At 65.9% G+C, this 20,471-nt stretch carries 18 protein-coding genes; 7 read left to right on the top strand and 11 right to left on the bottom strand.

What is annotated here, in order from left to right; translation table 11 throughout:
* Window position 1 precedes the first annotated feature (1 nt).
* From ABQF30_RS01045 to ABQF30_RS01035, 3 genes are all read right to left on the bottom strand, one after another.
* Window positions 2-859 (bottom strand): MlaE family ABC transporter permease, encoded by an 858-nt coding sequence (locus tag ABQF30_RS01045; RefSeq protein ID WP_448460309.1) that lies wholly within the window; start codon window positions 857-859, stop codon window positions 2-4.
* A 1-nt stretch (window position 860) separates the two neighbouring features.
* Window positions 861-1,730, bottom strand: coding sequence for an MlaE family ABC transporter permease (locus ABQF30_RS01040; RefSeq protein ID WP_448460308.1), 870 nt, complete (start codon window positions 1,728-1,730; stop codon window positions 861-863).
* A 432-nt stretch (window positions 1,731-2,162) separates the two neighbouring features.
* Window positions 2,163-2,483: an ArsR/SmtB family transcription factor gene (locus ABQF30_RS01035; RefSeq protein ID WP_448460306.1), complete on the bottom strand. Its 321-nt coding sequence runs from the start codon at window positions 2,481-2,483 to the stop codon at window positions 2,163-2,165.
* A 102-nt stretch (window positions 2,484-2,585) separates the two neighbouring features.
* Here ABQF30_RS01035 and ABQF30_RS01030 point away from each other — a divergent pair, with 102 nt between their 5' ends.
* Together ABQF30_RS01030 and ABQF30_RS01025 are read left to right on the top strand one after the other, a co-directional pair.
* A complete protein-coding gene (locus ABQF30_RS01030; RefSeq protein ID WP_448460304.1) occupies window positions 2,586-3,791 on the top strand; it encodes an MFS transporter in 1,206 nt (401 codons plus the stop codon).
* A 45-nt stretch (window positions 3,792-3,836) separates the two neighbouring features.
* On the top strand, window positions 3,837-4,862 hold the full coding sequence (locus ABQF30_RS01025; protein WP_448460302.1) for an NAD(P)H-dependent glycerol-3-phosphate dehydrogenase: 1,026 nt from the start codon (window positions 3,837-3,839) through the stop codon (window positions 4,860-4,862).
* 3 nt (window positions 4,863-4,865) lie between these two features.
* Here the strand turns inward: ABQF30_RS01025 and ABQF30_RS01020 are convergent, their stop codons facing one another.
* Window positions 4,866-5,459, bottom strand: a complete 594-nt coding sequence (locus ABQF30_RS01020; RefSeq protein ID WP_448460300.1) for a helix-turn-helix domain-containing protein — start codon at window positions 5,457-5,459, stop codon at window positions 4,866-4,868.
* Window positions 5,460-5,579: 120 nt separating this feature from the next.
* Here ABQF30_RS01020 and ABQF30_RS01015 point away from each other — a divergent pair, with 120 nt between their 5' ends.
* Together ABQF30_RS01015 and ABQF30_RS01010 are read left to right on the top strand one after the other, a co-directional pair.
* Window positions 5,580-6,719: a zinc-binding dehydrogenase gene (locus tag ABQF30_RS01015; RefSeq protein WP_448460298.1), complete on the top strand. Its 1,140-nt coding sequence runs from the start codon at window positions 5,580-5,582 to the stop codon at window positions 6,717-6,719.
* A gap of 18 nt (window positions 6,720-6,737) precedes the next feature.
* Complete coding sequence (locus tag ABQF30_RS01010; RefSeq protein WP_448460296.1) at window positions 6,738-8,171, top strand: APC family permease; 1,434 nt, start codon at window positions 6,738-6,740, stop codon at window positions 8,169-8,171.
* 1 nt (window position 8,172) lies between these two features.
* On the opposite strand, the gene ABQF30_RS01005 is transcribed toward ABQF30_RS01010, so the two are convergent.
* The 4 genes from ABQF30_RS01005 to ABQF30_RS00990 form a co-directional block, all read right to left on the bottom strand.
* A complete protein-coding gene (locus tag ABQF30_RS01005; protein ID WP_448460294.1) occupies window positions 8,173-8,688 on the bottom strand; it encodes a hypothetical protein in 516 nt (171 codons plus the stop codon).
* A gap of 38 nt (window positions 8,689-8,726) precedes the next feature.
* Window positions 8,727-9,026: a hypothetical protein gene (locus ABQF30_RS01000; RefSeq protein WP_448460292.1), complete on the bottom strand. Its 300-nt coding sequence runs from the start codon at window positions 9,024-9,026 to the stop codon at window positions 8,727-8,729.
* A gap of 128 nt (window positions 9,027-9,154) precedes the next feature.
* Complete coding sequence (locus ABQF30_RS00995; protein WP_448460290.1) at window positions 9,155-10,648, bottom strand: sensor histidine kinase; 1,494 nt, start codon at window positions 10,646-10,648, stop codon at window positions 9,155-9,157.
* Window positions 10,649-10,652: 4 nt separating this feature from the next.
* Window positions 10,653-11,426, bottom strand: coding sequence for a response regulator transcription factor (locus ABQF30_RS00990; protein WP_448460288.1), 774 nt, complete (start codon window positions 11,424-11,426; stop codon window positions 10,653-10,655).
* Window positions 11,427-11,861: 435 nt separating this feature from the next.
* Here ABQF30_RS00990 and ABQF30_RS00985 point away from each other — a divergent pair, with 435 nt between their 5' ends.
* Window positions 11,862-14,027, top strand: coding sequence for a SulP family inorganic anion transporter (locus ABQF30_RS00985; RefSeq protein ID WP_448460286.1), 2,166 nt, complete (start codon window positions 11,862-11,864; stop codon window positions 14,025-14,027).
* Window positions 14,028-14,124: 97 nt separating this feature from the next.
* Here the strand turns inward: ABQF30_RS00985 and ABQF30_RS00980 are convergent, their stop codons facing one another.
* The 3 genes from ABQF30_RS00980 to grcC1 form a co-directional block, all read right to left on the bottom strand.
* Window positions 14,125-14,790 carry a DUF1326 domain-containing protein gene (locus ABQF30_RS00980; RefSeq protein WP_448460284.1) on the bottom strand — a complete coding sequence of 222 codons (666 nt, stop codon included), beginning with the start codon at window positions 14,788-14,790 and terminating at the stop codon, window positions 14,125-14,127.
* A 213-nt stretch (window positions 14,791-15,003) separates the two neighbouring features.
* On the bottom strand, window positions 15,004-15,882 hold the full coding sequence (gene htpX, locus ABQF30_RS00975) for a zinc metalloprotease HtpX (RefSeq protein WP_448460282.1): 879 nt from the start codon (window positions 15,880-15,882) through the stop codon (window positions 15,004-15,006).
* 74 nt (window positions 15,883-15,956) lie between these two features.
* The gene (grcC1, locus tag ABQF30_RS00970) at window positions 15,957-16,964 is read right to left on the bottom strand and encodes a nonaprenyl/(2E,6E)-farnesyl/geranylgeranyl diphosphat synthase (protein WP_448460280.1); all 1,008 of its coding nucleotides are present in this window, start codon (window positions 16,962-16,964) and stop codon (window positions 15,957-15,959) included.
* 21 nt (window positions 16,965-16,985) lie between these two features.
* Here grcC1 and menJ point away from each other — a divergent pair, with 21 nt between their 5' ends.
* Window positions 16,986-18,242 carry a menaquinone reductase MenJ gene (gene menJ / locus ABQF30_RS00965; protein ID WP_448460279.1) on the top strand — a complete coding sequence of 419 codons (1,257 nt, stop codon included), beginning with the start codon at window positions 16,986-16,988 and terminating at the stop codon, window positions 18,240-18,242.
* Window positions 18,243-18,477: 235 nt separating this feature from the next.
* Window positions 18,478-20,367 carry a DUF1214 domain-containing protein gene (locus ABQF30_RS00960; RefSeq protein WP_448460277.1) on the top strand — a complete coding sequence of 630 codons (1,890 nt, stop codon included), beginning with the start codon at window positions 18,478-18,480 and terminating at the stop codon, window positions 20,365-20,367.
* The last annotated feature ends 104 nt before the right edge of the window (window positions 20,368-20,471 follow it).

Genomic DNA, 20,471 nt, shown 5'->3' with positions numbered 1-20,471 from the left:
CTCACCCCCCGAACCTCGCTCCGGAGTCGACGCTCCACAGAGCCATCGTGAGCAGCATGTTGACCATGATCACCACGGTGATGCTGGCCCGCATGGCGTGACCGGCGGCCACGCCCACCCCCACCGGACCCCCGCTGGCGTAGAACCCGTAGTAGCACTGGATCGTTGAGGCGATCCACACGAAGACGATCGCCTTGAGCAGTGAGTAGAGGATGTCCTGGGCGGACAACATCATCGTGAAGTAGTGCAGATAAGAACCGGTCGAACCGCCGCTGATCGCGAAGACCACGAGTTGGCTGGTCAGGTAGCTGGCCGCCAGGCATGCGACGTAGAGCGGCACGATCGCGATCACCGAGGCCATCAGGCGCGTCGTCACCAGATAGGGAATCGGCCGAATTGCCAAGGCGTTCAACGCATCGATCTCCTCAGCGATGCGCATCGAACCGAGCTGTGCGGTGAATCGGCAACCCGCCTGCGTGGCGAATGCGAGCGAGGCGGCAATCGGTGCCAGCTCGCGCGTGTTCACCAGGGAGGAGATGATGCCCGTCGCCGGCCCGAGGCCCAGCAGGTCGAGGAAGTTGTATCCCTCGATTCCGACGAGCGCGCCGACGGTGATGCCCAGCACGATCGCCACGCCCGCAGTTCCGCCGCCGACCACGAGAGAGCCGTTACCCCAAGTGATATCGGACAACAACCGGACGAACTCTTTGCGGTAATGGCGCAGCGCGACCGGGATGCCGGACAGTGCCTGGAAGAAGAAGACCAGCATGTGCCCGAGCCGGATGACCGGGGCCGAGACGCGTCGGTAGAGCCTGACCCAGGGCGCCAGCACGGGAGGAACGAAGGTCGATGCGCTCATGTCACAGTCCCACCCTTGGGAACAGCATGATGTAGAGCTGGCTGATCGCGACGTTGACGACCATCAGCACCAGAATCGATTCCACGACAGCCGCATTCACCGAGTTGGCGACGCCCGTCGGCCCGCCCGAGGTGGACAGCCCCTTCTGGCATGAGACAACGGCGACGATGGCTCCGAAGATCACCGCTTTGACCAGCGCCACGATCATGTCTTCTGTGGTCGCGAACGATGAGAAGGTGGCAACGAAGCTGCCTGCCGCACCGTTTTGGAAGTAGACGTTGAACAGGTAACTGGCCAGGAAGCCGACGAAGCACACCACGCCGGTGAGTGCGACTCCGATCATGATGGCCGCCGCGAATCGCGGAACCACCAAGCGCCGGATCACCGATACACCCATGACCTCCATCGCGTCGGTCTCCTCGCGCATGGTGCGCGAACCCAGATCGGCCGTTATCGCCGATCCGACAGCGGCGGCCATCAGAATCGCGGCCGTCAGCGACGCGGCCTGACGGATGACGGCCAGACCGCTGGCCGCTCCGGCCAGCGAGGTGGCGCCTACCTGCCCGGCCAACAGTGCGAACTGGATCGACAGCGTCACCCCGATCGGCAATGCCACCAGAATCGTCGGGAGCACCGCCGTGCCGGCCATGAAGGCGCCCTGCCGGATGAACTCCTGCCACTGGAACCGGCCGGTGAACAGATCGGTGAACAAGTACTGCAGGGTGCGCACTCCGAGGACGAACTGGTCGCCCACGGTGGTGAGCGACGCAATCGGATGACGCCTGGCGTAACCGGTGGTCCAGTTCTCGATGGCTTCGAGCCCGTTGCCCGGTCCGGCCTGATCAGACACGCGCTCAGGCGACGTGGTCATCCTCTCTCGTTCAGCAGGTGGATGCTCACGGTCCCTCCAACCTTCCTACACTGTGTAGGAACTTCCTACAGCGCGTAGGAAGACCCGTCAATCCCCCGTCACCCGGTCCGCCATGGAGGCCCGCGCCGTCAACGATCCGCCGAATTATCATTCACATAACCCCGTCAAATCAAGACCCGCGGGTGCCACCGGGGTGGACCGGCGGCCACTATCACCAAAGCTCCAGGTGCCGCGCGCTACTGCGGCGACCAGGTATTGGCAGTTGTCACAACGCGTTTAGCCGACACGCGCCGATCGACCGTCGCCACCGGGCCACTCGATCGCAACGAGCACACCGAGGTATCCAAGGGCGGAGGCCTGACTCAGCATGCAGGTTAACTTCGTCGACGTAGCCGAAACGCGCGAAAATTCACGGAAACGTGGTTGGCAGGCTCATTGGGTGCGATCTGCTTCCCGATTGGCGCGAGAGACGACGGAATCCAACAGGCCCGGCATGGCCGCGTCGACATCCTCGGACCGCAACCGCTGACGGGTGTGGCCCTCGGTGACGACGCGCTCGATCAGTCCGGCGTCGCGCAGGACGTTGAAGTGGTGGGTGGCCGTCGACTTGTTGATGCCGTCATACAGGGCCGCGCACTTCACCGGCTCGCCGGCATTACGCAGGCGACGCACCATTTCCAACCGCACGGGATCCTGCAGTGCGGCCAGTACCTGATGAACGGACCCCACTGAGCAACTGGCGACTTCCGCCATCGTGTGCCCTCCGTCACGGGAAAATAAGTTTGATGATCATCAAACCCCGCGTAAGCTCAACCCGGTTCGATGAGCATCAAACCTACCGCATGAGGAGCACTGATGGCGCTGGACGCAGCCGACCGCTCGTTCGGTACTGAGACCCAGCGCTGGGCTTACCCACTGCTTCTTGTCCTCAGCGGCGTCGCCCTCGGTGTGTCGGGCTTACCCGCACCGCTCTATGGGATCTACGAAACGGTGTGGCACCTCACGCCGCTGGCCACCACGATCGTTTTCGCGGTCTACGCCGTCGCCGCCCTGGCAGCGGTGCTGATCTCCGGCCGGATCTCCGATGTCATCGGCCGCAAACCGGTGTTGATCGGCGCGATGATCGCGATGATCGTCGGCCTCGGTGTCTTCCTGGTGGCCGACAACATGGCGCTGCTCCTTGTGGCCCGGACCATCCACGGTGCCGCGGTCGGCTCGATCGTGGTGGTGGCCGCCGCTGCCCTACTGGATCTTCGGCCGCACCGCGGGGTGCGATCCGGGCAGCTCACCGGTGTCGCCTTCAACATCGGGATGACCGTGGCGATCGTCGGCTCGGCAGTGCTGGCACAGTACGCGCCGCATCCGCTGCGCACGCCGTATGCCGTGGTGGCCGTCGTGTGCGTGATCGTCGGCGTCGGCTTGCTGGCGTTGCGCGAGACGCACACTACGCGCTCGTCGGGACCGATCCGGATCTCGAAACCTGCCGTGGCCCCGGAGATCCGATCCGATTTCTGGTTCGCGGCACTGGGCGCGATGGCCTCGTGGTCGGTGCTCGGCGTGCTGCTCTCGCTGTACCCGTCGCTGGCCGCACATCAGACGCACATCGACAACCTCCTCTTCGGCGGCGGCGTGGTCGGTGTGACCGCATTCGCGGCCGCGATGGCCCAACTGGCCGCCACCCGGGTGCCTGCCCATCGCGCGGCGATCGTCGGCGACGTCGGCATGGCGATCACGCTCGTGCTGACGGTCCCTGTGTTGGTGACTCATTCCTGGCCGCTGGTCTTCGTGGCCGCGGCGCTTCTCGGCGCGACATTCGGGCTCGGGTTCGGCGGGTCGCTGCGCCACCTGTCCCATGTGGTGCCCGCCGATCAGCGCGGCGAGACCATGTCGGCGTTCTACGTGCTGGCCTACACCGCGATGGCGATTCCCACGCTGCTCGCCGGCTGGGCCGCCACCCGTTGGGACCTGGCCTCCGTCTTCCCCTGGTTCGCCGGGGCGGTCGCGCTGGCCTGTGTCACGGCGGCCGGGATCGGGGCACGGTCCATGCGCAGACGCGTCTGACCAACTTGCGGCGGGCAGCCGCATCGCGGCCATACGCTGATCGCCATGGCACCAGCGCAGCGTGAACCCAACGTCGTCGTCCTCGGCGGAGGCTCCTGGGGCACCACCGTCGCCTCGATCTGTGCCCGGCGCGGGCCGACGTTGCAGTGGGTGCGGTCCGAGGAAACAGCCAAGGACATCAACGACAACCACCGCAACTCCCGTTATCTCGGCGACGAGGTGGAGTTGGCGGAAAGCCTCAAGGCGACAACCGATTTCGCCGAAGCGGCCAATTGCGCGGACGTGATCGTCATGGGCGTGCCGTCACATGGCTTCCGCGGGGTGCTCACCGAACTGGCCCGCGAACTGCGCCCGTGGGTGCCGGTGGTGTCACTGGTCAAGGGGCTGGAGCAGGGCACCAACATGCGGATGAGCGAGATCGTCGACGAGGTGCTCCCCGGCCACCCGGCAGGCATCCTGGCCGGGCCGAACATCGCGCGCGAGGTCGCCGAGGGTTACGCCGCCGCGGCCGTGCTGGCCATGCCTGACCAACATCTGGCCGCCAAGCTCGCAGAGTTGTTCCGCACCAAGCGTTTTCGCACCTACACCACCGACGATGTGGTGGGTGTGGAGATGGCCGGCGCGCTGAAGAACGTCTACGCCATCGCCGTCGGCATGGGCTATTCGCTCAACATCGGGGAAAACACCCGCGCCATGGTGATCGCCCGGTCGTTGCGGGAGATGGCGAAGCTGGGCGAGGCCATGGGCGGGCACCGCGACACCTTCGCCGGGCTGGCAGGCATGGGCGATCTCATCGTCACCTGCACCAGCCAGCGCAGCCGCAACCGGCACGTCGGCGAGCAGTTGGGTTCAGGCAAGAAGATCGACGAGATCATCTCCTCGATGAACCAGGTCGCCGAGGGCGTCAAAGCCGCCAGCGTGATCATGGAGTTCGCCGACAATTACGGGCTCAACATGCCGATCGCCCGCGAGGTCGACAGCGTGATCAATCACGGCACCACCGTCGAGGACGCCTACCGCGGGCTGGCCGCCGAGAAACCCGGGCACGAGGTGCACGGCTCGGGGTTCTGAGGGTCAGTCCCCGCGGACCGCGGCGCTGAAGTCCTCGGCCCCGACCGGCGGTGCGATGGTCCACAGCACCTCGGCCTCGGCGCCGGTCGGATTGTGCCAGTCGTGTGGCTGTGTCGCACCGAAGGTCATGCTGTCGCCGGTGTTCAGCAACGTCGACTCACCGTCGACGGTGATGCTCAGTCGCCCCTTCAACACGTACACGAAAACCGTTGTGGCATCGAGTATGTAGGCCCCGCCGGAGCCGCCGCCCGGCCGCATCACCGTGTGCATCACCTGTACGTGGCGTTCGGCCTTCGGAGTGAGGAGCTCCTCCCGGACGCCGTGCCCACCCATCTCCAGCGGTGCGCCCGCCCCGCTGCGGACGATCGGCGCCGACGGGTACTCGAAGAGATCGCCGACGCCGATATCGAGGGCGGCGCAGATCCGGATCAGGACCGGAACCGAGACATTCGTCATCCCGCGTTCGGCCAGGCTGAGAAAGCCCTTGGTCACCTCGGCCTTGGCGGCCACGTCGGTCAGGCTCAACCCCCGTTGATGACGGGTTTCGCGCAACCGGGCACCGGCGCGGCCCATGCCAGTCTCGGCGCTGTCCGTCACCGCTAGGCCTCCCCTTGGTCTTGACGCCCATTCGTTTAGTGGTATAAAACACGGCGAGCGTTTTATGGCATTGAACCCTACACGCGGTTCAAACCTCTCAAAGCACAGAAAGGCACGGCGGTGTCCCCAACCGACCAGCAGAACGGCACGACGCAGATCCGGGCCGCGGTCTTCGACGGCGACGGCACCATCACCGTCGAGGACGTCGACCTCGCGGCTCCCAACGCCGGCGAGGTCCGCGTCAAGATCGCCGCTGCCGGCGTCTGCCACTCCGATCTGCACGTCACCACCAAGGCGTGGGACGTCCCCGCACCCGTGGTGCTCGGACATGAGGGCTCCGGCGTGGTCACCGCGGTCGGCGCCGGTGTCGACGACCTCGCGCCCGGCGACCACGTGGTGCTGAGCTGGGTGCCCGGCTGCGGTGAATGCCGCGCGTGCCTTGCCGGACGGCCGGCACAGTGCTCGCTGGTGGCGTCGGTCGTCGCAGCCGGCGGGACGCTGTACGACGGAACGACGCGCCTGTCCAACGAGCGGGGGCGCATCCACCACTACCTCGGTGTGTCGTCGTATGCCGAGGAGGTCGTGGTCCCGCGCAGCGGCGCGATCAAGGTCCGCAAGGACGCACCGCTTGAGGACATCGCGATCGTGGGCTGCGCGATCGCCACCGGCGTCGGTGCCGTACGCAATACCGCTGGGGTGCAACCGGGTTCGACAGTCGCGGTGATCGGCTGCGGCGGTGTGGGCCTGGCATGTGTGCAGGGCGCCCGGCTGGCAGGCGCATCGCGCATCGTGGCGGTGGATGTTGTCGCCGAAAAGCTGGAACTGGCGCGCAAACTCGGTGCCACCGACGTGGTCGACGCATCGTTGGCCGACGATGTCGTTGCGGCGCTGCGCGATGTCGTCGCCGACGGCTATGACTATGTGTTCGACGCGATCGGCAAGATCGCAACCACTGAGCAGGCGATCGCCGCACTCGGTCTCGGCGGCGCCGCCGTCATCGTGGGCCTACCACCGCAGGGCGAGCGCGCGACCTTCGACCCGCTGGCCCTTGCCGAAGGCGATCAGCGGATTCTGGGCTCCAACTACGGATCCGCGGTGCCAGAACGCGACATCCCGGCACTCGTCGACGAGGTCATGGCGGGCAATCTCGATCTCGCATCGATGATCTCGGGCCGCCGTCCGCTCGACGAAGCCGCGGCCGCGCTCGACGACCTGGCAGCCGGACACGCCCTGCGCCAACTCCTCATCCCCTCAGCCTGATAAGAATCGAGAAGCCCAGTGTCCGAGGATCTTCAGACCGGCACGACCGACGGTGACGCCGGCCTGCGGCGCGGTGTCATGGGCGGCGGCGAACTCGCCGCCCAGGCCATCGCCAACATCGCGCCGAGCGCGGTCATCGCATTCACCGCCGCGGCCATCTACACCACCGCGAGCAGCGGCACCTGGATGTCGTTCGCCCTCGCGACGGTGGTGATCCTGTCGGTCGGCTACTGCATCTCGCAGTTCGCCAAACGACGGTCGTCGGCCGGTTCCCTCTACAGCTATGCCGCAACGACTTTGGGCCCGTTCGGGGCGTATCTGACCGGTGTGAGTCTGCTGATCGGGTGTTTCGGCATCGCGGCCGGATCACTCAGCGGATCGGTGGCCTACACCGCAACACTGCTCAACCAGCTCGGCATCCCGGTGCACGGACTGGCCGCCCAGATCGTGCTGGCCGTCATCCTCGGCGCGCTGGCCACACTGTTCACCATTCGCGGCATCCGACTGTCGGCGCGCGTTTCGCTTGTGCTCGAACTGGTTTCGATCTTCATCATCGTGTTGCTCTTGGTGGCGACCCTGGTGCACCTCGGGGCCGACGCGTTCGACGCCGACCAGTTCGATCTGAGCGGCGCCCAGCCGTCGGGCATCGCAGTCGGCATGGTGCTGGCGATCCTCGGCTTCGTCGGCTTCTCCAGCTCCGACGCCCTGGCCCGCGAGGCAAAGGACCCTTACCGCGCGGTGCCCCGCGCGATCATGTGGAGCGCGGCCGGCGTCGGCGTGCTCTACATCTTCGCCGCCTACACCCAGGTCGCCGCGCTCGGACCGGCCCTCGGCGAATCCGCGCAACCGCTCGACGACATCGCGACACTGGTCGGCATGCCGACGTGGTTCAACCCGATCCTCAACTTCGGTATTGCCGCATCGTTCTTCGCGGTGGTCGTGGCGCCCATGAACGTCATCGGACGCATCCTGTACGTCATGGGCAAGGAGGGTGTGGTGCCGGCCGCGATCGGCCGCACGCACCCCACGCACCTGACTCCGCACCGGGCGCTGCTCACGGTCAGCCCGTTCGTGATCGCCGTCTCGGTGGTGATGTACCTTCGCGGCGTCGACCCGATGGACGTCGTCACCTGGGTGGACACCTACGGCACCTACGGGTACATGGTGGCCTATGCGGCCGCGGCGCTGGCTGCCGTGAAGTTCCTGCGCAGCATCAACGCTCGCGTTCCGCTCGTGTGGCCGGCTGCCGCAGTGGCCATCACATCGATGGCATATGTGTTCTACGCCAACGTCTATCCGATTCCGGCCTACCCGCTGAACGTCATCCCGTGGCTGTTCATCGCGACAGTGGCCGCGGCGCTCGCGTGGTACTGGATCCTGAGCCGCCGCTCACCACACGTGATTTCGAACATCGGCACCAGTGAGGTGGAGACGCTCGAAGGGATCGGCTGACTCAGCCGATCTGGAAGGTCGGCTTGAAGTCCGACGGCTGCTCGCCGATGACGAAGCTGCCGGCCGGGCTGATCACGAAGCCGGCCTGATTGCGCCCGTCGATGCAGGTGGTCATCACGCCGTCGGTACCGCAACTCACCGTCTGGTAGCTGATCCGGCTGTTGGCCGGCAATGGCTTGGCCGCGCCGGCGGCCGCGAACACCGGAGCAGGCGAACTGGCGAACCCGGGAACACCGGGCCCGCCGCTCACCAGATTCGCTCCGTTGGGTGCCGCCGGGATCGGACCGCTGCAGCCGTAACCACCGGAGCGCTGCAGAACACAGGTGACGCCTTCGGGTGTGGCGAACGCGTACCAGTTGTTGTCCATGACCGCATACTCCGACGTCTTCACCGGCGGGAACGCGTTGATGTTCGGGAGCACCGGCGGCGGTGGCGGCTCGGCCACCGCGGTACCGGGAACGCTCATGATTGCCGCCCCCGCGGCGCTTACCAGGCCGATCAGCATTCTGCTCCGCACGTCGACACCCTAACCCGGCCGGTTCGAAGCGACCACCGCTAGCCGCACTTGAGGTCGACGTACACCGTCGTGTAGCGGACCACTTCCTCGGTGTTGCCGCGCGGCGCGGCCTTCAGTTCAGTGACGTCGCGGCCAGGGCGCACCGCGCTGACGGTGCACTTGTCCAACGACCCGCTGCCCACCTTGGTCTGGATGACGCGGTAACCCTCAGCCTCGAGATCCTTGATCGTCTGCCGGGCCGATGTCTGGCCGGTCGGCGCCGCGGCGGCCGGGCCGGCCAGCGCAAGGCCGGTGATGGCCAAGCCTGCGGCGACGGCGGCGATAACGGTATTCCTCATGTGCGTATTACCTTTCCTATTCGGCTGAACTTTCTTTCAGCCTAGGCAGGTAAATTGGGCCGGTCCATCAATTCATATCGAACCCATACCATTTATCGGCGAACGAATTCAGGCCGAATTCATATAATTCACAATACCGCCGCAACGGGTGCCGATACCCGTACCGACATGGGGATACGCACAGTGAATACGGTCTCGACCGCGTCGGAAGCCACTGTGACCGTGCCGTCGTGAGCTTGGACTATCGAGGCCACAATCGCCAGCCCGAGACCAGTGCTGCCCAATTCGCGAGAGCGGGATTTATCGGCCCGCACAAAACGACCGAACAGATTCGGTAACAATTCGGCGTCAATACCCGGTCCGTCGTCGGCGACCGTCAATTCTGCGTATTCGCCATTGGCAGTCAGCGTGACGGCGACCGTGACTCCGGGCGGGGTGTGCACCCGGGCGTTCGTCAGCAGGTTGCTGACCACCTGGTGTAACCGGATGTGGTCGCCGAGCACCCACACCGGATCGTCCGGTAGCCGCGCCACCCAGTTATGGGTGGGCGCCGACACCGCGTTGTCGTTCACCACGTCGATGACCAGATCGCACAGATCGATGTCGTCGGTCTCCAGGTCCTGACCTTCGCCCAGTCGGGACAACAGCAGCAGATCACTGACCAGCACCGTCATCCGGCGCGCCTCGGCCTCGATGCGGGCCAGGGCGTATTCGGTGGTCGCAGGCAGGTTCGCGCTGTCCTGACGGGTGAGCTCGGCATACCCCTGGATCGCGGCAAGCGGGGTCCGCAGTTCATGGCTGGCGTCGGTGAGGAACTGCCGGGTGCGCCGATCCGACGCGGCGAGTTCGGCGAGCGCGCTGTCCACGTTGGCCAACAGCCGGTTGAGCGTCTCCCCCACGATCCCGACTTCGTTGTCCGGGTCGGTGTCCTTGTCGCGAACGCGCGCGGTGATCCGGTGGTCGTCACCGTCCAGTCGCAGTGTCGCGACCTTGGCCGCCGTGGCCGCGACCCGGCGCAACGGTCGCAGCGCGAACCGCACCACCGCGACGGTGGCCACCGCGGTGAGGATCAGTGCGACGATGATGATCACCGCCACGGTCACTGATTTGCGGGCGATCATCAGATTGGCGCTGTCCAGCGAAACGCCCGAGACCAGAACGTCCCCGTCGCCCGCGGATTGACTGCACACCCGGTAAGACCCGAGCACCGGCAGCTTGACCGAGCGCGGTTGCGCGCTGGCCCACGATTGCGCCTCGAGCGCCTTGACCACCGCGACCGGCGCCGGATGCGGTTCCCCATCGGAGAACACCGCCGACTGCACCACCACCCCGTCGTGCAGAACCGCGATCAGATTGCCCGGCGCCTGACCGACGAACGCCGTCAACGCTTCGGCGTCGTTGGCGATCTCGTGCATCTCCTCCTTGTCGCGCAGCTTCTCGAACGAGTGGCTGAACGCGGCCAGGGACCGCTGCACCTCGGTATCGCTCATCGTCGACACATAGGTGTGCAGGCTGTACACCGACAACACGCCGACCGCGATCAGCACCACCGTGACGATCGAGGTCACCCCGAGCACCAGTTGTCTGCGCAGCGAGCGCGGCCACCATCGGGGGCGCGTCATCGCGTCACTCACTGGGCCGCAGGATGTACCCCACGCCGCGCACGGTGTGGATCATCGGCTGCCGACCGGCGTCGATCTTCTTCCGCAGGTAGGAGATATAGAGGTCGACGATGCTCGACTTGCCGCCGAACCCGTAGTTCCACACCCGGTCGAGGATCTCGGCTCGGCTCAGCGCCCGGCGCGGATTGCGCATCAGGTAGCGCAGCAGTTCGAACTCGGTGACGGTCAGGGCGATCGGCTCGCCGCCCCGGGTGACCTCGCGACTGGCCCCGTCGAGCACCATGTCACCGACCTTGAGCACCTCATCGGCAGGTGGCGTGGTGTGGCTGGACCGCCTGAGCAGCCCGCGCAGCCGGGCCACCAATTCCTCCAGGCTGAACGGCTTGGTCATGTAGTCGTCGGCACCGGCGGTCAGCCCCGACACCCGATCCAACACCGAGTCCCTCGCAGTGAGGAACAGTGTGGGCGTATAGCCGTCGGCCTCCCGCACCCGCTGCAGGATCTGCAGCCCGTCGATGTCGGGCAGCATGATGTCGAGCACCACCACGTCGGGCTCGGTCTCGTCGAACTTGGCCACCGCGTCATGGCCGTTGTGAGCGACGTCGACCGTCCAGCCTTCGTAGTGCAAGGCCATCTTCACCAGGTTGGTCAGTGCCGGCTCGTCGTCCACCAGCAACACCCGGATCGGCGACCCATCGGCACGATGGATCCGCGGCAACTGGCCGAGGATGGCCTGCCGGGGTTGTTGAGCACGAGGGGATACCGACATCGTCGTCATGAACCCATTGTGCGGAGGACATAGACAGTTGTCACCAAGTTCATAGCGAGTTCTCAGACAAGCTCCGTCGATCCGGCAGCTATGACGTTCATCACTATCGAGATCGATACGTGTCCCACGCCAGAATTGTTGCACTACATAGCCTTTCGAACGTCAGCGTCAATACTTGGTAACTGGCGGGGTGTCAGAGCGCAACGCAAGATTTGGGTTCTCTATGCGTCGGCCGTACTTCCTTGACGAGTTGTTCCAGTGATAAATACTCTCGCCCATAGCAATTGGACATTGCCGGGTCACCGTGGACCTTTTTGCAGCTTGTATATCGCTGTCTTGCAATGTCTTTCAACGCTATTTCAGCGACAACGGAGTCACCGCACTGACCGGGCATCGCGATGACGCACGCCCGGGCCAACACCGCACTCCAGATAGGAACACGAGATGCAGCAAACCCTTCAACAGAAAGCCCGGGCGGTGCTGCGGTACGACCTACCCGCCTCCCTTGTGGTGTTCCTGGTCGCATTGCCGCTGTCACTGGGCATCGCCGTCGCCTCGGGTGCACCGGTGCTCGCCGGCATCATCGCCGCGGTCGTCGGCGGCATCGTCGCCGGCGCGCTCGGCGGGTCCCCGCTGCAGGTGAGCGGTCCGGCAGCCGGCCTGACCGTGGTGGTGGCCGGCCTGGTGTCCCAGTTCGGCTGGGCCGTCACCTGTGCGATCACCGTGGGCGCCGGGATCCTGCAGGTGATGTTCGGGCTGAGCCGCGTGGCGCGCGCCGCGCTGGCGATCTCCCCCGTGGTGGTGCACGCGATGCTCGCAGGCATCGGCATCACCATCGCGCTGCAGCAGGTGCACGTGCTGCTTGGCGGCAGCTCCAACAGCTCGGCATGGGCGAACGTCACCGAACTGCCCGGCCAGTTGGCCTCCGCGCACGGCGCGGGCCTGCTGCTCGGCGTACTCGTCATCGCGATACTGGTCGGCTGGCGATGGATGCCCGCGGCGGTGCGAAAGGTGCCCGGGCCGCTCGTCGCCATCGCCGGCGTGACAGCACTGAGTGTGTTGGTGCCCTTCGACGTCACGCGTATCCAGCTCGACGGCTCGCTGCTCGATGCCATCGCGATGCCCAACCTGCCCGACGGCAACTGGGGTGCGTTCGCCGCGGGCGTGCTGACGGTAGCGCTGATCGCCAGCGTCGAGAGTCTGTTGTCGGCGGTGTCCGTCGACCGCATGCACACCGGCCCGCGGACGAACTTCGACCGCGAGATGATCGGCCAGGGCACCGCCAACATGGTTTCCGGAGCGATCGGCGGGCTGCCGGTCACCGGCGTCATCGTGCGCAGCTCCACCAATGTCGCCGCGGGCGCCCGCACCCGGGCGTCGGCGATCATGCACGGGGTGTGGGTTCTGGTGTTCGCCCTGCCGTTCGCCGGCTTGGCCCAGCTCATCCCGACCGCGGCGCTGGCCGGACTGCTGATCGTCATCGGCTGCCAGCTGGTCAAACGTGCGCACATCGAAACCGCCCGGCTGACAGGTGATTTCGCGGTCTATGTGGTGACCGTGGCGGGCGTGGTGTTCCTCAACCTGCTGGAGGGAGTGCTGATCGGGCTGGCACTGGCGATCGCGCTGACGGTGTGGCGGGTGGTGCGCGCCAAAATCCATGCCGAGCCGGTTGGTGAGGATGACTGGCGCGTCGCCATCGAAGGCTCCTGCACGTTCCTGTCGCTGCCCAGGTTGACCAGCGTGCTGGCGACCGTCCCCGCCGGCGCCCACGTGACCGTCGAACTGTCCGTTGACTTCATCGACCACGCCGCACACGGGACCATCGACGAGTGGCAGCGCCAGCACCTGGCCACCGGTGGCACGGTCGAGATCCATGACGTCGGCGCCGTCGAGATGGGCAGTGCGGTGGCAGGGCCGCCGATCCGCGCATTCACGCCGTTCGACAAGCGTTCCGGCGTGGTGCCGTGGAGCTCCTGGCGGCACGACGATTCGGCGTCGGTGCTGCACGGGCTGGCCGCCTACCATCGGCGCACCGCGCCGGTGCTGCGTCCGCACATGAAAGAACTGGAACATGCTCAGCGCCCGGAGACGCTGTTCATCACCTGCACCGACTCGCGCATCGTGCCCAACGTCATCACGAGCAGCGGGCCGGGAGACCTGTTCACAGTCCGCAACGTGGGCAACATGATTCCGGCGGGTCAGACGGATGCGTCGATGGAGGCGGCGATCGCGTTCGCGGTAGACCGGCTGCATGTGAGCTCCATCGTGGTGTGCGGGCATTCCAGCTGCGGCGCGATGAACGCCCTGCTGGGCAATCTCGCGCCCAGAGGCGACGGTGATGAGTATCTGAAAACCTGGCTGTCCGAAGGCAATCCGGTGTTGAAGGCGTTCGACGACGGCCGGCATCCGGTGGCGCGCTCGGCAGCGGCGGCAGGGTTCGTTGTGGTGGATCAGCTGTCGATGGTCAACATCGCGGTCCAGGTGCAGACCCTGCTGGAACATCCACTTGTGCGTGGCGTCAACGTGATCGGGCTGTTCTACGACATCCCCACCGCCGGAGTGCTGCGGGTGACGCCGACGTTGGTGGAAACCCTCGCCGACGCCGCCTAGTTGTAGTCAGTACGGTCACCCCGTTTGCGCGAGCGTGCGTGTCTGCTGCCCGACACACCGTGTTTCGGCAGCATTCCACGCACGCTCGCGCTGGGCGTCAAGCGTCCGGGTTCAGAGCCTCGGGCCGCCAGTCGAACGGGAAGTGCTTGCTCGACGCGCCGCGATACTCGTGCGAGAAGTCGAACCCGATGGCGTCATCTTTGGTGACCACGCCCCACGTCGCGACCTGTCCCGGACCCACCTCGGCACCGGGCGCATTGACCGTGGTGACCCGCTTGTTCGGATCCGAAGTCGGGCCGGTGAGCGCCTCCACGCGCACATCGACTTTTCCGGGAATCTCGGCGCGCCAGTAGGCGAGGTCCTCGGCGGCGTCGAATGTGATTGGCGCGTATTCGATCCCGCGCAACTCACCGATCAGGCTGCCGAATTCACCGGGCCAACCACCTTTTTTCCCGGTGAAGATCTGCTCCAGTGCGTGACGCTGATCGGCATCGGCCTTGTCGTCGATGTAGAACATCAGCGACATCGTCGCCTCGGGATCACCGATCCACATATTGCCTTTGAACTCGCCCAACGCCACCACGCCGAGATCGCTCAGATCTGTTGACCCGTAACGGCCTTCGCTGATCTTCCAGACGAGGGTGAACAAGCAATCGCCATGCGTGGGTTCCTGGGCGAAGCTGCATGGGCAGGGCAACTTGCAGCTGCACACATCGAACCAGTCGCCCTTGAGATACCAGTCCGCCGTCGTTGTCACCGTCATTGCCTGCTCCCTTCACCTTATACCCCCTAGGGGTATCTGACGTTGACGACGTTACATCGGAAAGCTTAAGGGCACAAGTACCCCTAGGGGGTATTACTGATCGCGGTCCAAGCCGCGGCATACCTCACACGAGGGTGCGCAAAATGCTGGCGATTAGCGGCGTGGCGGGCAACAGACGCACACGCTCGCGGTGCTAAGTGCGGTGCTAGGGGATCAGTACTGGCCGGGGCCGCGGCCGGCCATGTCCTCCAGCCGGCGGATGCGCTCTTCAATCGGCGGGTGTGTGGAGAACAGCTTGCCCATCCGCTCGCCGGCGCGGAACGGGCTGGCGATCATCAGATGTGCTTGATCGGCAAGTTGGGGTTGCGGCGGCAGGGGTGCGGCCTCCACTCCACCGGAGATCTTGCGCAGCGCGGAGGCCAACGCCAAGGGGTCACCGGTCAGCTCGGCACCGGACTGGTCGGCCTGGTACTCGCGGGACCGTGACACGGCCAGCCGGATAACCGTCGCCGCTATCGGCCCCAGCATCGAAACCAAAAGGATGGCAAGGGGATTCGTACCACCGTCGCGATTCCCGCCGAACATGCTCGCAAAGAACGCCAGGTTGGCCAGCGCCGTGATCACCGACGCCATCGCGCCCGCCACACAGGAGATCAGGATGTCGCGGTTGTAGACGTGAGACAGCTCGTGCCCGAGCACCGCCCGCAATTCGCGTTCGTTGAGGATCTGCAGAATCCCGGTGGTGCAGCACACCGCGGCGTTGCGCGGATTACGGCCGGTCGCGAACGCATTCGGGTTCGCGGTGTCGGAGATGTACAGCCGCGGCATCGGCTGGTGAGCGGCGTTGGCCAACTCCCGCACGATGCGGTGCATCGCAGGCGCCTGCAGTTCGGTGACCGGTTGGGCGTGCATCGCCTTCAACGCCATCTTGTCGCTGTTGAAGTACACGTAGGCGTTCATGCCGATGGCGAACACGACCGCCAGGAACATGATGTTTCTGCCGAACAGTGCACCGACGCCGACGATCAAACCGGAGAACACCACGAGCAACAGGAAAGTCTTGAGCCTGTTCGCGTGCGGATTCCAGGTCATCGGAGCTTCCTTCTATTAGGAACCAGGACAGTCATTGCCGATTAAACGCTCAGCAACCCCACCCGGGTTCCGGATTAGCCGTGCCGGTTCACCGTGTAGTCCACGAGCGAAGCGAGCGCATGACGGCCCGGGCCGTCCGGCAGAGCGGCCAACTCGTCGCGCGCCTGGGCTGCATACGAGGCGACCGTCTCCTTGGCCCGCGCCATACCGGCCGACCCACGCAGCAGGTTCAGCGCCTCGGCCACATCCTCGTCGCGCTCAACGGGCCCGGCCAGCAATTCGCGCAGCCGGTCGGCTTCCGGTCCGGATTCCCGCAACGCGTACAGCACGGGCAGGGTGTGCACGCCTTCGCGCAGGTCAGTGCCGGGAACCTTGCCGGATTCGTCGGGATCGCTGTCGATGTCGATGATGTCGTCGGAGATCTGGAAGGCAGTGCCGACGATCCCGCCGAGCCGGCTGAGCCGCTCGATCTGCTGCTCGTCGGCGCCGGAGAACGTCGCACCGAAACGGCCCGACGCGGCGATCAGGCACGCGGTCTTCTCGTACACCACCTTGAGGTAATGGTCGATCGAGTCGACATGCTCGGCGGCGCCGCGGGTCTCCCGCATCTGACCGGTGACCAATTGCGCGAATGTGTCAGCAATCACACGCACGGCCTCGGGCCCGAGCCGCGACACGAGCCGCGACGCAGTCGCGAACAGATAGTCGCCGGCCAGGATCGCGATGTTGTTGCCCCACCGGGCGTTGGCGCTCGGCGCACCCCGGCGCATCTGCGCCTCGTCCATCACGTCGTCGTGATACAGCGTCGCCAGATGCACGAGCTCGATGACCGCACCGGCCACGCTGACCTGCCAGGCATCGGGCTCGGGCCCCAGCTGGGCGGACAGCACTGTGAACAGCGGGCGGAAGCGTTTGCCGCCGGCCTGGAATAGGTGCTGGACGGCCTCGGCCATCAACTCGTCGGCTTTGCCCAGTTCAGTGGACATCAAGTCCTCGATCCGGGCTACCCCGTCGCGGACGTCGGCGGCGAATGCCGCGTCGCCGAAGTCAACGCCTGCCACCACGGTCGCTGGTGTCCTCACCCTGCCAACATACTGGGAAGCATGAACACACCGGCGGGCAGGAGCGGACCGACCCGCGGAAACACCAAGGCCGATGTGGTCGTCGTCGGCGCCGGACCAGCGGGTTCGGCAGCCGCCGCGTGGGCCGCCCGCGCCGGGCGCGATGTGCTGGTGATCGACGCGGCACAGTTTCCCCGCGACAAGGCCTGCGGTGACGGGCTGACCCCGCGCGCGGTCGCGGAGTTGGAACGGCTCGGTATGGGGCCGTGGCTGGACAGCCGGATCCGGCACCGCGGGCTGCGGATGTCGGGTTTCGGCGCCGACGTCGAAGTCCCATGGCCGGGCCCGTCGTTTCCGTCGACCGGCAGCGCGGTGCCGCGCTCCGAGCTCGACGAACGGATCCGTACGGTGGCCGCCGACGACGGCGCGAAGATGTTGTTGGGCGTCAAAGCCGTTGGTGTGCAGCATGACTCAGCCGGACGGGCCGAAGCCGTACTGCTCGACGACGGCAGCACCGTCGGCTGCACCGAGCTGATCGTGGCCGACGGGGCCAGGTCCACCTTGGGCCGTGCGCTGGGCCGGGCCTGGCACAAGGAGACGGTCTACGGCGTCGCCATCCGCGGATACATCGCGACCCCACGGGCCAGCGAACCGTGGATCACCTCGCATCTGGAACTGCGCTCCCCCGAGGGCAAGGTGCTGCCCGGCTACGGCTGGATTTTCCCGTTGGGCAACGGCGAGGTGAACATCGGCGTCGGTGCGCTGGCAACCGCGAAGCGGCCCGCGGACGCAGCTCTTCGCCCACTGATGTCCTACTACGCCGGGCTGCGCCGGGAGGAGTGGGGTTTCACCGGAGAGCCCCGCGCCGCGCTGTCGGCCCTGCTGCCGATGGGCGGCGCGGTGTCCGGGGTGGCCGGACCGAACTGGATGCTGATCGGCGACGCCGCGGCGTGCGTCAACCCGCTCAACGGTGAAGGCATCGACTACGGCCTTGAGACCGGTCGGCTGGCCGCCGAACTGCTGGGATCGGGTGATCTGTCCGTCGCATGGCCCTCGCTGCTGACCGACCATTACGCCCGCGGGTTCTCCGTGGCGCGGCGTCTGGCGCTGCTGTTGACGCTGCCCCGGTTCCTGCCGTTGACGGGTCCGGTTGCCATGCGCTCGACGACCCTGATGCGGATCGCGGTGCGGGTGATGGGCAACCTGGTCACCGACGAGGACGAAGACTGGATCGCCAGAGTGTGGCGCACGGGCGGATTGGCATCGCGGCGGTTGGATCAGCGCAAGCCGTTCAGCTGACGCTCACCGCAACGCGGCATACCAGGACGACTCTGCCGGGCGGCTCGCCAGCCCACCGACCAAGGCGGCGGCAAGCGTTGCGGATGCGGTTTTGGCCAAGGGGAGCGGACGCATGGCTGACTAGTTACCCGAAATCGCGTCCGCCACACCTCCGGGCGCTCTAACGTGTCAATCCGTGAGCCCGAATCGGTGTCGCCGCGGTAGTCAATTCATCGGCCGAGTCGGGGGGTTGGCCGTGGCTCTCGGAATCGGGGTGGCACTAGCCACCAGCCCGGGTGTCGCTTCCGCCGACGATGGACAGTCCACCGGCCAATCGTCGTCGTCTTCCGGAACCTCGGCCGGGCCAACGGCGAAGTCGGCGGAGAAGTCTGCGGAAAAGTCCGCCAAGCAAAAGCGACGGGAAGCGAAGCGTCGATCCCAAACTGCACAGGCTGATTCGGCTGACCGCGAGAACTCCGACGACGAAAAGCCAAAGCCGACTGACCGCAAGAGGCCGCGGAAGGCCGCACCCGAAAGCGAGACCGAAAAGCAAGAAACCGAGCCGTCGGGACCGGTGTCGAAAGTTCTTTCCGCAGTTAGCCGTGCGACACATGCCGATCGCCGTCAGGACGAGCCTGCGCCGTCGCCGGCAGCGTGGGTGATGGCGGCGGCGGCCCGCCGCGAAATCGGACATGCGGACTCCCCCGCCCGCACCGTGCAGGCTGAGGCGACGGTGCAGGCTCAGACCGTGTCGGCCACAACGGACGCCACGACGGTCGCGACCGCGGACAATCCCCTGGCAACCCCTGAGCAACTCGCCGCCGAGAAGCTGGCCGCCGAGACCGTGAAGACGCTGCCGGTTCGGATCATGAAGGGTGTGCTCAAGCTCGGCTTCCTGGCCGCCGCCTACCAACAGTTCCCCGGTGGTCCGGATGCCGACAACCTGGCCGCGTTGGACAACGCCATTGACGAGTTCGCTTTGGCCGCAGCGTATCAGCAGCAACTGCTCAACCCCTTGACACCGGCATTCGTGACACAGGTCGCCCCGCCCCACACCTGGTACGGGCAATCCGTCGGCGGAACCCGCATCCTCTACGACAACCCCGACACCATCTACCGCTTCACGGGTGTCAGCGGGTCGTCGGAGTATGTGATTCGGGGCCAGTTCCACGACGCCGACGGCGACGGCGACTTCCGAGACGACATGCCGGCCGACACCAGCTTCAGCGTGCTGGAAGGCACGGCAGGTACGACGTCGAGCCTTCTGACCGTGGACGACGATTTCGAGATCAACGACGACGGCACCTTCGAAATCACCGTGAGCGCCGAACCGGGTGAGGGCAACCACCTGCAGCTCACCCCCGGCTCCACCATTCTGGCAACCCGAAACACGTTGGGCGACTGGAACGAAGAGGCGCCGATGAGCCTGGAGATCGAGCGTGTCGGCGGCCCACCGAACAGCCTGTTCGCCCAGTTGGGTGGGTTCACCTTCCTCGGATCGGCCGTGAACCAGAGCCCGGTGTTGGTTTCGCTGGTGTCGGTCATTCCACCCGTGCCATACATGCCCCCGATCGTGCGAGGCACCTTCACCGCGTTGATCCTCGTGGTTCGCGGTGTCAACGAGCAGGCCAAGTACATGGAATTGGCAACGGCCGGCGAGCCCAACGTGGTGAGTGAGCCGGCCAGCAACGCGGAGTTCCTGGCCAATCAGAAACAGAGCAACGGCCAGTTCCAACTCGAAGACGATCAAGCCCTGGTGCTCACAATCGATCCCGGTGACGCGGGCTACTTCATCGTTCCGACCTATAACGACTGGACCATCACCGGCAACTATTGGGACCAGCCGACCAGCCTGAACAACGAACAGATGACGATGAACGCGGACGGCACCTACACCGTGGTGATCTCACCGACCGATCCCGGTGCCGCGAACTGGGTTTCGACGGGCGGCCTGAATCAGGGCTTGGTGTCGATTCGCTTCCAGAACCTCGGCGGCGAAGGGGCGGAGGCGCCCCGCATCGTCAGTCAACAGGTGGTCTCGCACGAGGAGCTCGCAGACATGGAAGGCGTGGAGTTCGTGACGCCCGAGGAGCGCCAGGCGCAGCTCGACGAGCGTAGGGCCGGCTTCGACAAACGTTGGACATAATCCACGCTTTTACTCTGCGCTGAAATGTCCCTGTCCTCCGGGCTCTCGTGGGCTCAGATCGGGCGGGTGCTGGGCGTGTCAAAGCAAACGCTGCACAGCCGATT

This window comes from Mycolicibacterium sp. XJ870 (assembly GCF_053483975.1).
The sequence above is the reverse complement of the archived record's forward strand: the minus strand, read 5'-3'. Positions and strand labels throughout refer to the sequence as shown.

Excerpts from the sequence above, each read along its gene's own strand:
- ABQF30_RS01045 (WP_448460309.1), bottom strand. The coding sequence starts at position 859 with ATGAGCGCATCGACCTTCGTTCCTCCCGTGCTGGCGCCCTGGGTCAGG.
- ABQF30_RS01040 (WP_448460308.1), bottom strand. The coding sequence starts at position 1,730 with ATGACCACGTCGCCTGAGCGCGTGTCTGATCAGGCCGGACCGGGCAAC.
- ABQF30_RS01035 (WP_448460306.1), bottom strand. The coding sequence starts at position 2,483 with ATGGCGGAAGTCGCCAGTTGCTCAGTGGGGTCCGTTCATCAGGTACTG.
- ABQF30_RS01030 (WP_448460304.1), top strand. The coding sequence starts at position 2,586 with ATGGCGCTGGACGCAGCCGACCGCTCGTTCGGTACTGAGACCCAGCGC.
- ABQF30_RS01025 (WP_448460302.1), top strand. The coding sequence starts at position 3,837 with ATGGCACCAGCGCAGCGTGAACCCAACGTCGTCGTCCTCGGCGGAGGC.
- ABQF30_RS01000 (WP_448460292.1), bottom strand. The coding sequence starts at position 9,026 with ATGAGGAATACCGTTATCGCCGCCGTCGCCGCAGGCTTGGCCATCACC.
- ABQF30_RS00995 (WP_448460290.1), bottom strand. The coding sequence starts at position 10,648 with ATGACGCGCCCCCGATGGTGGCCGCGCTCGCTGCGCAGACAACTGGTG.
- ABQF30_RS00990 (WP_448460288.1), bottom strand. The coding sequence starts at position 11,426 with ATGACGACGATGTCGGTATCCCCTCGTGCTCAACAACCCCGGCAGGCC.
- ABQF30_RS00985 (WP_448460286.1), top strand. The coding sequence starts at position 11,862 with ATGCAGCAAACCCTTCAACAGAAAGCCCGGGCGGTGCTGCGGTACGAC.
- ABQF30_RS00980 (WP_448460284.1), bottom strand. The coding sequence starts at position 14,790 with ATGACGGTGACAACGACGGCGGACTGGTATCTCAAGGGCGACTGGTTC.
- htpX (WP_448460282.1), bottom strand. The coding sequence starts at position 15,882 with ATGACCTGGAATCCGCACGCGAACAGGCTCAAGACTTTCCTGTTGCTC.
- menJ (WP_448460279.1), top strand. The coding sequence starts at position 16,986 with ATGAACACACCGGCGGGCAGGAGCGGACCGACCCGCGGAAACACCAAG.